The 12,452-nt window shown below is 66.6% G+C and carries 10 protein-coding genes; all 10 read right to left on the bottom strand.

The features are described from left to right. Positions 1–11 precede the first annotated feature (11 nt). Entirely contained in the window at positions 12–1,022 is a 1,011-nt protein-coding gene (rluB, locus tag LJE69_RS14225) for a 23S rRNA pseudouridine(2605) synthase RluB (protein WP_296926161.1), read from the bottom strand. Beyond that, a complete protein-coding gene (scpB, locus tag LJE69_RS14220) occupies positions 1,006–1,758 on the bottom strand; it encodes an SMC-Scp complex subunit ScpB (protein WP_296926277.1) in 753 nt (250 codons plus the stop codon). The genes rluB and scpB overlap by 17 nt, the downstream gene beginning before the upstream one ends. 250 nt (positions 1,759–2,008) lie before the next feature. Continuing rightward, complete coding sequence (locus LJE69_RS14215) at positions 2,009–2,806, bottom strand: ScpA family protein (protein ID WP_296926275.1); 798 nt, start codon at positions 2,804–2,806, stop codon at positions 2,009–2,011. 340 nt (positions 2,807–3,146) lie between these two features. Next, positions 3,147–4,364, bottom strand: a complete 1,218-nt coding sequence (locus LJE69_RS14210; protein ID WP_296926159.1) for a tryptophan--tRNA ligase — start codon at positions 4,362–4,364, stop codon at positions 3,147–3,149. A 49-nt stretch (positions 4,365–4,413) separates the two neighbouring features. Beyond that, on the bottom strand, positions 4,414–5,133 hold the full coding sequence (locus tag LJE69_RS14205) for a site-2 protease family protein (RefSeq protein ID WP_296926158.1): 720 nt from the start codon (positions 5,131–5,133) through the stop codon (positions 4,414–4,416). Between the two features lie 47 nt (positions 5,134–5,180). Beyond that, the gene (locus LJE69_RS14200; RefSeq protein WP_296926156.1) at positions 5,181–5,804 is read right to left on the bottom strand and encodes an L-threonylcarbamoyladenylate synthase; all 624 of its coding nucleotides are present in this window, start codon (positions 5,802–5,804) and stop codon (positions 5,181–5,183) included. A 99-nt stretch (positions 5,805–5,903) separates the two neighbouring features. After that, complete coding sequence (locus LJE69_RS14195; RefSeq protein WP_296926154.1) at positions 5,904–6,779, bottom strand: PHP domain-containing protein; 876 nt, start codon at positions 6,777–6,779, stop codon at positions 5,904–5,906. 440 nt (positions 6,780–7,219) lie between these two features. After that, positions 7,220–8,101 (bottom strand): Hint domain-containing protein, encoded by an 882-nt coding sequence (locus LJE69_RS14190; RefSeq protein WP_296926152.1) that lies wholly within the window; start codon positions 8,099–8,101, stop codon positions 7,220–7,222. Between the two features lie 85 nt (positions 8,102–8,186). Further along, entirely contained in the window at positions 8,187–9,170 is a 984-nt protein-coding gene (locus LJE69_RS14185; protein ID WP_296926150.1) for an IS630 family transposase, read from the bottom strand. Between the two features lie 786 nt (positions 9,171–9,956). Further along, a partial coding sequence (locus LJE69_RS14180) for a tetratricopeptide repeat protein (protein WP_296926148.1) occupies positions 9,957–12,452 on the bottom strand: 2,496 nt, incomplete at its 5' end.

Below are 12,452 nucleotides of genomic sequence, written 5' to 3'. Positions count from 1 at the left end.
GCAACGCCTCCCTAGGCGTCTGTTTTCGTTGTGTTCCATGCGTCGTCGCGGAAGTCGCTTTTCGGCTTTCGCGCGCGCGGGCCGGAGCGAGCGTTTGGCCCGGCGCGACGCGTGGGGCGCCGCGGCGCCGTCAGGCCGGCAATGCCGAGCAGCGCGCCCAGCTCTTCACCAGTGACCTCCCGCCACTGCCCTGGCAGCGGCCGGACACCGAGGATGATGTTGCCGAAGCGCACGCGCTTGAGGCGGCTCACCTCGCAGCCGACGGCTTCCCAGAGCCTGCGCACCTCGCGATTGCGGCCTTCCACCAGCAGGACGTGGAACCAGCGATTGGCGCCGCTGCCGCCGGACTCGACGATTTCCTCGAAGCGCGCCGGGCCGTCGTCCAGCTCGACGCCCTGCACCAGTTGCTCGAGGGCATTTCCCGGCACCTCGCCGTGGATGCGCACGGCGTACTCGCGCTCCACCTGGCGGGCGGGGTGCATGAGCCGGTTGGCCAGCTCCCCGTGGTTGGTGACCAAGAGCAAGCCGGCCGTGTTCAGGTCCAGCCGGCCAACGGCGATCCAGCGCCCGTCGCGAATGCCGGGCAGGTGGCGGAAGATGGTCGGACGACCCTCCGGGTCGCGGCGGGTCACCACCTCGCCCTCGGGCTTATGGTAGGCGAGCACGCGGATCTTCGCGTGCGCCGCCGGACGGCGCTTCAGCTCCTGGCCATCGACGCTGATGCGGTCGGTGGGCAGGACGCGGTCGCCGAGCTGGGCGAGCTGGCCGTTGACCCGGATGCGGCCGTCGCGAATCCAGCCCTCCAGGGTACGCCGGGAGCCGAGCCCAGCCTCGGCCAGCACCTTCTGTAGGCGAACGGCGTCGGCCTCCGGCGCCCGCGCCTGCTGCGGGCGGCGCGCCGGGCCTTTGCCCTTGGCGGCGAGACGGCCCGGGCGCTGCTGCGGGCGCGACGGGGCCTGCTCGTCTCTGCTCGGGCTGCGCGCGGGCTTGGATCGGGATGGGTTCTTACGTTGGGTCGTCATCGTTGGAGACATCGTGCGGGGCTTCGCCGGGGCGCGATGATCGCGGCGGTCGCGGCGGGGACGCCGCTCCCACATCGGCATCGTTGGCGGACGCGTCGTTCGCAGAATCGGCGGCCGGCACCACCGCGCGGACGCCCGCGGCCTCCTCTGCCGCTAGCTGCAACGCGGCCGCCGCCTCGGCATCGAGCTGCTCGCCGAAGAACGCGGGGTCGCGCAGCTCGGCGAGCGGCGGCAGGTCGTTCAGGGACTTGAGGCCGAAGTAGTCGAGAAACCGCCGCGTGGTGGCGTAGAGCGCCGGCCGCCCGGGCACGTCCCGGTGGCCGACCACGCGCACCCATTCGCGCTCGGTGAGGGTCTTGACGATCTGGGTGCTAACGGCGACGCCGCGGATATCCTCAATCTCGCCGCGGGTGATGGGCTGGCGGTAGGCGATGAGCGCCAGCGTCTCCAGCAGGGCGCGAGAGTAGCGCGCGGGCTTCTCCTCCCATAGCCGCGCCACCCAGGGCGCCACCAGCCGGCGCACCTGGATGCGCCAGCCGCCGGCCACCTCCACCAGCTCGATGCCGCGGCCGTCGTAGTCTTCGGTGAGCTCGCCGACGGCGGCGCGGATCTCGTCGCGGGCAGGGCGCCGCTCCTCGGGATACAGGGCCAGGATCTGGTCCAGAGTCAGCGGCCCGCCCGCGGCCATCAGCGCCCCTTCCACCACCAGCTTCACATCGGGTGTGGCGAGGGACAGCGCATTGAGGGCTATGACCTCAGCGCGGTCCGCTGCCGGATCATCGACGAGCCCGTCGTCGTCTTGGCCTGTACTCATGGGCGTTCACACGTACGCCGATCTGCCGCCGGAACGGATGCCCAGATGCGCTTCACGCATGCACCCTCCGGACCTATCGAAATCGAAATCGAAATCGGGATCGGGACCGACCCCGATCCGGTCATCCATTCCACCACAGCGCAGCCACACCAGGCGCTCATACACCGGGCACTCACGCCGCCGCCGCGCGCAGGCGCACGTGGATGGGTGCATAGGATTCGGACTGCACCAGTTCCAGTGTCGCGGCCTTCACCAGCTCCAGGATGGCCAGGAAGCTCACCACCACGCCGGCCCGGCCCTCGGTGACGTCGAACAGCGCCTCGAAGGGCACGAAGCCGCCGTGCTGCACCAGGGCCAGCACCCGCGACATGCGCTCGCGCAGCGACAGGGATTCCCGCTCCACCCGGTGGCTGGTGAACAGGTCCGCCCGGCGCAGCACGTCGCGCAGCGCCGCCAGCACCTCGCCCAGCTCCACCGTGGGTGGGATACGGCGGATGTGCTCGGAGGACACCTCGGTATGCACGGTGAAGTTGTCGCGCCCCTCCCGCGGCAGCGCATCGAGGTCCTGCGCGGCCTGCTTGAAGCGCTCGTACTCCATGAGCCGGCGCACCAGCTCGGCGCGCGGGTCCGCGTGCTCCTCCTCGGCGGTCTCCGGGCGCGGCAGCAGCATGCGGGACTTAATCTCGCAGAGCATGGCGGCCATCACCAGGTACTCCGCCGCCAGCTCCAGCTTGACCTCCTTCATCAGCTCCACGTACTCCATGTACTGGGCGGTGATCTGTGCGATGGGGATGTCCAGGATGTCCAGATTCTGCTTGCGGATCAGGTACAGAAGCAGGTCCAGCGGCCCCTCGAAGGCGTCCAGAAAAACCTCCAGCGCATCCGGCGGGATGTAGAGATCCTCGGGCAGCTTCAGCAGTGGCGCGCCGCGAACGATGGCGAAGGGCACGACATCGGCGCCTTGCGGGATGTCAACCTGTTCCGCGACGGCGGCCTCCGCGGTGGCTGCATCGGCGTCCGGCACGGCGGTGGCTTCGTCGCTGGTCGTTTCCGTCACCGCAAGCCTCCGGATTCAGAGATGGTCGGGACTGCGCGGGGCAATCTGGTTCCCACGCTCCAGCGTTGGGAGCAAGGGCAGACGCTCCAGCGTCGTACGGCCAGGCCGCCGCGGCTTGCCGAGGTCCGCTGCACGCACCGCTGGAGCGGTGGCCAGACACTCCCACGCTGGAGCGTGGGAGCGAGACGACAACGATCCGCGCTCAGCTATCGACAGTGACGATGATGACTCGTCGGTCTGAGACAAACCCTCACTAGCCCTGCACCAGGGACATGGCGTGGCGGACCTCGTCCATGGTCTCGCGGGCCACGTCGCGGGCGCGCTCGCAGCCCTCGTTGATGAAGGTGCGCACCGTCTCCGGCTGTGCCTCCAGCTCCTTGGCACGGGCCTGAATCGGCTCCAGCTCCGCGCGCACCGCATCGATGATGGGTTGCTTGCACTCCAGGCAGCCGATACCGGCGGAGCGGCAGCCCTGCTGCACCCAGTCGCGCACACCGTCATCGGAGTAGACGAGGTGGAATTGCCACACCGGGCACACCTCCGGATTGCCCGGATCGGTGCGGCGCACGCGGGCGGGGTCGGTGGGCATGGTACGGAGCTTTTGCTCGACGGCGTCGGGATCATCCCGCAGCGCGATGGTGTTGCTGTAGGACTTGGACATCTTCTGCCCGTCCAGCCCCGGCATCTTGGCGGCGCGGGTCAGGAGCGGCTGCGGCTCCGGCAGGATCACCCGGCCGCCGCCCTCCAGGTAGCCGAACAGCCGCTCGCGGTCGCCGACGGTGATATTCGCCTGAGTCTCCAGCAGCGCACGGGCCTTCTCGAGTGCCTCCTGATTGCCCTGCTCGGTGTAGCTGCGGCGCAACTGGTCGAACATCTTCGCATTCTTCTTGCCCATCTTGCGCTTGGCTTGCTCGGCCTTCTCCTCGAAGTCCGGCTCGCGGCCATAGATGTGGTTGAAGCGCCGCGCGATCTCGCGAGTCATTTCCACGTGCGCCACCTGGTCCTCGCCCACCGGCACCTGCCCTGCCTTGTAGATCAGGATGTCCGCGCTCTGCAGCAGCGGATAGCCCAGAAAGCCGTACGTAGCGAGGTCCTTTTCCTTGAGCTTCTCCTGTTGGTCCTTGTAGGTCGGCACCCGCTCCAGCCACCCCAGCGGCGTGATCATGGACAACAGCAGGTGCAGCTCGGCATGCTCCGGCACCCGGGACTGGATGAACAGCGTCGAGGAGCCAGCGCTGACACCGGCCGCGAGCCAGTCCACCACCATGTCGAAGCTGGCCTGAGGGATGCCGGACGGGTCCTCGTAGTCGGTGGTGAGCGCGTGCCAGTCGGCGACAAAGAAGAAGCACTCGAACTCGTGCTGGAGCTCGACCCAGTTTCTGAGCACACCGTGGTAGTGGCCGAGGTGCAGACGGCCGGTGGGCCGCATGCCGGACAGGACGCGTGGATTCGGAGCGGATACAGGGGTCACGAAATGATGGCCTTTGGTTGGCGCACCGCCCGCTGGCGGGAACGGCGCGTCAAATGGGAAAGCGGTCGCGCACCAGCGCCGACCCGGGTATCACCGTCAGCACGCCGCTCACCACCGGGCGCAGCGCGGCCCCGAGCAGACCGGGCGGGTTGCCGTTCGGCAGAAACAGCAGCGCCATCAGGATGATGATGCCGTAGCGCTCCAGGCGCGAGAAGCGTAGCGCGAGCGGCGGCGGCAGCAGCGCGTTCAGGATACGGCCCCCGTCGAGCGGCAGCAACGGAAAGAGGTTCAGCGCCATCAGCACCAGGTTGATGATGATGCCCACCACGCACATCTCGACGAAGAGCTGCAGGAACCAGGTGGGCACCGCCACCACCGTGACCACCAGCGCCATGGCCTTGATGGCGAGCCCCCAGGCGAAGGCCATCAGGAGGTTCACGAGGGGTCCCGCGGCCGCCACCAGCGCCATGTCCCAGCGCGGATTGCGCAGTCGCCGCCAGTCCACCGGCACCGGCTTCGCCCAGCCGAACAGGAAGGGCACGCCGACCAGCGCCTTGGACGTCAGGAAGATGACCGCGGGCACCAGGATGGTCCCCACCGGGTCGATGTGCCGCAGCGGGTTGAAGGTCACGCGCCCCATCAGGAAGGCCGTCGGGTCGCCGCGGCGGTTGGCCACCCAGCCATGGGCGGCCTCGTGCACGGTGATCGCGAGCAGCACCGGTGGTGCGATCAGCAGCAGCAGGAGCAAGGTTGGCAGAATCTGGTTCATCGACTCGCGATCAACGCGCGTACGGGTCGCACGGGGGCGGCACGCGCTCAGGTCTCGAAGAGTGTGGTGTCGCCGCGACCGTGCCGCAGGACCACCGGCGGGTCAGTGGTCATGTCCAAGACGGTGGTAGGCAGGATGCCGCAGGAGCCGCCATCGATGATAAGGTCCGCGCAGTGGTCCATGTGATCGCGGATCTCGTACATGTCCTCCAGCGGATGCTCATCCCCCGGCAGGATCAACGTCGTGCTCAGAATGGGCTGATTCAGCTCGGCAAGCAAGTCGCGCACGATGGGTGTATCCGGTACCCGGATGCCGATGGCCCGCCGTTTCGGGTGCAGCAGGCGCCGCGGCACCTGCTTGGTGGCCTGCACGATGAAGGTGTACGGCCCCGGCGTCAACGATTTGAGCAGCCGATAGGCGGCGTTGTCGACCCGCGCATAGGTGGCGATTTCCGACAGGTCACGGCACACCAGCGTGAAATGGTGCTTGTCGTCCACGCGCCGGATCATGCGGATGCGATCCAGCGCCGACTTCTCGCCGATGCGGCAGCCCAGGGCATAGCTGGAGTCTGTCGGGTAGACGATGACGCCGCCCTCGCGCAGCACGTCCGCGGCGCGGGCAATGAACCGCGGCTGCGGGTTCTTGGGGTGGATCTGAATATAGTCGGCCATCGACGTGAAAATGGACGGGCGGCCAGCCGCTCAGCGGCGGCGCCGCGCAACCGGCGTCGGCCGTAGCGAGCGGCCGGGAATGTGCCGACGCTGCGGCACCTAGGCGGCAGACTTGTGCGCCGCGGCGCGGGCGCCGGTGCCGAACCCCGGCAGCGACCAGATGGGCGTGCACCCATCCGGCAGCGCCGGCAGCCGGCCGAGCTCGATCCACGGCTGCTCCGGGCCGTGATAGTCCGAGCCGGCAGAGCCCAGCAGCCCCAATTCGGTTGCGTGGCGCGCGAAGGTGAAGTAGTCGTCCCGGCTGTGGCTGCCGGAGACCACCTCCAGCCCGCGACCGCCACATTCCTTCAGCTCGCCGAGCAGCCGGCGCAGCTTGGTACGGGTAAAGTTGTAGCGCGCCGGGTGGGCCACCACCGCAATGCCGCCCGCCGCACGAATCCAGCCCACCGCCTGCTCCAGCGTCGTCCATTCGCCCTGTACATGACCAGGCTTGCCGGAGACGAGGAAGCGCTTGAACACGCTCCGCACGTCCGCGGCGGCACCCTGCTCAGCCAGAAAGCGCGCGAAGTGGGTGCGGCCGATCAGGGCGCCGGCCGCATGGCGGCGGGCACCCTCCAGGGCTCCTGTATAACCCGCCTTGTCGAGCCGCCGCGCAATCTCCTCAGCGCGCCAGACGCGATGCTCCTGGAGCCCGGCGAGGCCATCGCGCAGCGCCGCACAGTCGGGATCGAGATCCAGCCCCACCACGTGCACCGTGCGCCCGCCCCAGGTAACCGAGACCTCCACCCCCGGCACCAGCACCAGGCTCAGCGGCGCCGCGGCCGCCTGTGCCTCGGCAATGCCGGCGACGGTGTCGTGATCGGTGAGCGCCAGCATCTTGACGCCGGCGGCGGCGGCGCGCGACACGAGCTCGGTGGGGGTCAGGGTGCCGTCCGAGGCGGTGGAGTGGGTGTGGAGATCGGGAATCGTGGACATCCGGCCATTGTACCCGATCCCGCCATACCTGATTGGACCGCTGTGTAATGGCCGCCGGGACATGCCCGCCGCGTCATGACGACAGGCAAGCGCCCGAAGCTGCTGCGCCCCGCCGCGGCCGGCGCGGGTTCTGCTGAAGGGGTCAATGGGCTACGGCTGCGGCAGGCGCGAGACAGCACCGCGCGCAAGCGCTTCTTAGAGTGGGGCGTGCCGCGCACAAAAGCCGCGCAAGGCGTAGGTCGGGTCAGCGATCGCGTAACCCGACGCGCAACGGGCCACGCGCCTGCCGCTTGGCGGTTACGCAGGGCGCAACATGCTCCCTGGCCGCCGGTCGCGGCACCGAGAGTGCCGCTCCCACAAGCGTTGCTACCGCTGGGCGCATCCATGCGCTCCAGGCCATTGCTTGGCCGGTCTCAGGGACGGGGCTATCGGCCGCTGGATCAGGCCGCTTCCCGAACGCCGCCAAGACGGGCGCGGATGGCCGCCGGCACGAGCCGCGCGGCAGAGACGCGGGGCAGCGGCATCTCGGCGATGGTCCGCTCCTCCCCGTAGAGGTCGAGATACTCATCGTAGTTGTCGAAGGTGCGCCGGGCGGCGTAGTCGACGTAGGTCTCCGCCGGCCCGCCGTTGGCGAGGATTACCTCGTGGCATTCCGTCTCGACATGATAGTAAGTAACGCGGTCGGGGAGACGCTCGACTGGCTCGTAGGCGATGGTCGTACCGTTGACCAGCGCGCCGGCATTGATCGCGAGGCCATCGAGTATCAGGGCGTGCTCGGCGGTCAGCACCAGATCGGTGTGCGGCAGGCCGCCACCCAATGCCCCTGCTGTCACACGGACGGGAACAAAGCGCTCTGCCGGAGTGAAAATCTTGTGTAACGTCTGGCGGCCCAGCCATTTCACCGGCACGGCGCGTCCATCCGAGGTGGTTATCAAGTCACCGATTTTCAGGGTCTCGACCGCCCGCTCGCCATCAGGCGAGGCGATCAGTGTGCCGGCGGCGAAGCAGACGGGAACCGCGCTCACGCTCAAGTTATTTACTCGAAAATCATCGAGCGCACTAAAGCCGTCCGGGACATGTCCGTATCCATAAAATGTCGTCCCACTTAGAAACATAAGTAGCTTGGTACCCGATGCGTCTACGAGGCTTCCCAAGAAAATACCGTTTTGTCCATTCGGAAGGACGGATACTTCGCCCACGTCAAAGTTGTCGCCGACGGCGTTCAGTGCACCCGAAGCCGCACCTTCGCTTTGCACCGTCCAGGGGGCAAGGAAGCCCGACTTTGCGTATGTAGCCGAGAAGTTGTAAGTCCACGTTGCCATTGGTATCCCCCAAGGGTTGCCGGTTATACCCAGCCGATACAGGTTTTCGGCTGTCTTTAGCCGCGGATGATATCGAAGTTCTCGGTCAGCAGCGAGCGTAGCTGCTTGGCATGCGCATCGAGGTCCGCGAAGAACTGTTTGCAGGCAGCCTTGTAATCGGCAAAGGTTTCGTAATAGCGGTTGTACAAGGCTTGGCGCTTGAAGAATTCCAGAATCGCTCGATCAGGTTGAGGTTCGGCGAATAGGGCGGGAGAAATTGCAAATCGATCCGCGAGTGCTCCAGATAGGCGCGCACCGCTTTGGAGCGGTAGTAGCGGGCGTTGTCGCAGAACACGGTGATCGTCGCGGCCTTGGGGTAGGCGACTTCGATCTGTTCGAACAACGCGATCGTGGACGCGGCATCGATGGTGTCGTCGTAGCGGATGACTGCGTGCATCGTCTCAACGTCGATCACACCGTTGATGTTCAGGCGTCGCCGGCCGGTATTGTTCTTGAGGGGGAAGCAACGACCGCGTTTGATCCAGCCGCCACCGAGGACCGGGTTGTGCCGCGGGTGGGTGGCGTCCTTGAACAGGATGGCGTCGTGCTCGCCTTTGTTTTGCTTGCGCTTTTTGTAGTCAGCGACAAAGTCTTCCTGCACCTCTGGGGCGGGCGCCTTGCCCGGCAGCAGCTTGGGCTTTTTGTAGCGGTAGCCAAGGCGGTGCAGCAGCGCGGTCATGCCGCTGTCCGTGTAATGCACGCGGAAGTGCTCCTTGACCCAGCGCGCCACCGAGGCAGCGCTTGGATGCAGCGCCTGCTGGAGGTGCGCATGAAGCTCGGCCACCTCCGCGGCGGTGAGCAGCGCCTCGCTGCCAACGTAGTTCATGCGCTCCAGCGCCGCGATGCCGCCCTGCTTATAACGCTTGAAGTGGTTGCGCACCGTGTCGTCGTCGATCAACAGCGCGGCGGCGACCTCGGACGGGCTCCAACCACTGCCCAGCAGGATCACGGCGTTGAGCCGGTACGCCTCACGGGCGTTGCGCGCGGCGCGGTAGGCTGCCCGTAGCCCCGCAAGTTCCTGCTTGTCCAAGTGGTAGTCCTGCATGACCAAGAGACTAAACAATTTCAGATGCTTGCGCTGGACTCGTCAGACGAAATCTCAGATGAGAGCGGTATATTCAAAATTGTGTTCGCAGCCAGCCAAGACTAGCAGGGGCTTCCTAACAGCAAGTTCATGTGAGGCGTTTGTCTCGGTTCTCAGCCAGCGAACTGGCGCCACCAGCGAGGCCGACAATAATGGTTGTTTCCATGCCGCTGTGAGAATAACCGGCGCCAAGCCACCGGACAACGCCCTGCTGTAACCTATTTCCCTACTTTTTGCTCACTTGCGCGAGTTCATCACCCGCGACGTGATCGAGGAAGGTGGACGCGAATGGTCCGCCGGCCGCGGGCCGGCTGACGATAGACCTTTGCTCCGATCAGCTGGCGCAGCCTAAACGGGCAAGCCCCATGCAGCCGCGCTTGTCCGCTTTGGGTAACTGTCAGGTCCCGCCTTGTTGCTGCGATTCGAAATTGGACGAAATCATCAAACAAGATCGCACCGAGCAACTGCGCGAGCTGGCCCGCGAGCGGTCACAGCGGCGGACGGCTTGGTATGACGCAACAGCGGCGGACGCAGGCATGCCCACATCAGCGCCAACGTGAGCCAATATCGACAGTGGCAAGAAGTACCATCCGGAGCAGCTTGTGCCTTGGCACCTTTTGTGCGAACCGGTAGCGCGAACTGGCCGACCATTCGCCATTGCTTCAGGGCGGCAATACTGCATGGCGGTCAGCACGTTGCTTCGGAATCACGGAGGCGGGCCACTCAGGACGATCACGACGCTTGGACCGTTCGCGCCGCGCTCGCATTCGCCACAATCGTGAGCGCGCAGTGCTCGGCGTGGGACACAGGACTGTCCATATCGCCCCAGTATTTCGGCGTTTTCTTGTAGGGAACGGCGACGTGGATATACACGTGCCGGCGCAACAAGTACCGCGGCAGGATAGACGTGTCGCCGCCCGCGTCACGGTGATTGTGGACAACATGAAGCGCCGCCGCACGGGTGAGGAGCCCTGGCCCGGTTTTCGCCCAAGTGCTGTCGTTGTCGCGCCCCAGAAGCGCGGCGCAGGCCATCTCCATGGCCCGCGCGATGATTGGGTGCCCCGGCGCGGCGCACAGGAAGTTGTTCAGCACGGCGCCAAAAGGCTCGAGGAAAAGTAGTGCACCGAGGCGGCTGCCGACGATTGCATCGATGGAGCCATAGAGCCTATCGTCTGCGTCGGCATAGATGCCCCCTTCCACAAACAGCAGGCAGAGCCGCAGAAAGTCGCACTCCTCCGCGACGTGGTTCGCGAGCTTGAATGCCTTGACATAGCGCAACCCCAGCTTTTGGCTCAGCCAGCCGATGGCCTGCCGCCGGTCGAGCCTGGCGTAGTTCCAACCGGGAATTCCCTGCCAGCTCCCCATAATCTCCTGAACTGCCACCGGAATCTCGGCCGTGTCCCAATACTGGAAGATGTTGCGCGGAATCGCCCCTGCCCCGTGGCCCGACCCGCGCCGCTCCGAGCCGCCGGCCCAATCGATGAGCACCCGCCGCGCGGCGTAGTAGTGGTCTTGCACGAGGCTGGTGCATGGCATGCCATTCGCCGCGGCGTCACGCTCGGCAGCCTTGAACAGCGCGAGCTCATTCAGAAGCGCCCCCTGGTGCTTGATGTTGAAGTGCTTCGCGGCATGTAGCGCCTGCCCCGGCGCGGACAGCATGTCCCGCGCGGCGGCCCGCGCCTCGTCGAGTTGCTCGAGCGCCGTGGCGATCTGCAGCCGAGCTGCGGCAACGGTCTTGCGTTTCGCCTCGCCGCTCCGGGCGATCAGTGCTTGGCACGCGTCCAGGTCCCCGGTCTCCGTCAGTGCGTTGAGCTGCACTCCGAACAGATCGATACCCGGGATTCGCGACGCCTGGCTGCGCAGCACGGACAAAGCGGCATGTGGCTGGCCGCTGGAAATAAGACTGGTGACAAGGGCGTGCAGGATCTCCCGGGAGTGTGGCCATTTTCGATGACAAAGACGCACATACCGGAGCGCGAGCGCATTCGCTCCCCCTTCCCGCAGGGCCAGGGTCAGGTGAGGAATCTCGGCGGGCGACCGGCAGCCCCGTTTCTGGCGTCTGATGAAAAGCAGGGCATCCTTGGCACCCTGCAACAGCGTCAGCGCCTGAATCTCATAAGTGTATCGGTGCACGACAGGCACGCGCTCTCGCAAAGCCACGTGCACCTGTCGTGCGAGCTCGCTATCGCAGGAGGCATGAGCGCGCCGCAGCAAGGCAACGGCCAGCAGCGGCGGGATGGTCGCACGCTCGGCGATCTGTGAGACCGCGGCTTCCAAGGCGCCTGAAAGCTCCCATTTCTCGGCGAGTCCGACGAACCGAGCGACTTCCCAATTCGACATGTGCGCGAGCATTGGGATCAGCAGGTCCTGCGCGGACTGGATCTCATCGCGCGCGTCGAGCCTTGCCGAGATGTCGAGCAGTTCCAGGAGCAGCAACGCCTGCGCCCTACCGGGGGCGCCCGCGAGACTGCTGTTGCCGCCGGACCGTCGCCTGAGCCACGGATCCTGCTTCAGCAGCAAGAGGGCTTCATCCAGATCCCCGGTTTCCGCCGCGATCCTGGCGCGGCCGACGCGAGCCCGGCGATCGCCGGGATCCGCGCGCAGCTTGCTATCGAAGATCGCGAGGGCCTCCTCGGGCGCATCGTCCGCAACCAAGAGCTCGGCAAGCTCGAATGCGATGCCCCTATCCTCGGGGAAGCGCTCCCAGAGCTCCCGCGCGAGTCTTGCGGCGTGCGACAGCCGGCCGATCCTTCTTGTGATGGCAATCTTCTTTCGCGCCAAGTCCCGATGCCGCGCGCAGTCAGGGCCACACTGCCCTAGCGCCTGCTGAGCCGCTTCGATGTCCCCCACTTCGAGAAACAGGGTGATCTTGCCGGCAAGTGCACCGGGGTCGCCGGGCGCTTCGGCAAGCACCGCGTCGTAGATGCGGGCGCTTTCCGCCGCCTCCCCCGCCAGGCGCAGGATGTCGGCCAGGCGCAACCGCGCCGCAACGGGTGGCTGCGCGATCCCGCGCAGCAGCGCCGCCGCCTCGGTCAGCCTGCCCAGCTGCTGCAATACAGTGGCGCGCGTGATCAGCAATTGCGTGTTGCCGGGCAGGTGCCGCTCGGCGCTGTCGCACAGGCTCAGCGCTCGCGTCGGATCACCCTCACTGATTGCGAGCTGGAGCTTGCCGAGCAGCGCGCCCCGCTGGCCGGGTGCCTCGGCCAGCACCGCGTCATAGAGGCGGGC

This window comes from Thiohalocapsa sp., from assembly GCF_022340605.1.
In the GTDB taxonomy this organism is placed as follows: domain Bacteria; phylum Pseudomonadota; class Gammaproteobacteria; order Chromatiales; family Chromatiaceae; genus Thiohalocapsa.
This window is presented reverse-complemented; position numbering and strand designations above follow the sequence as displayed.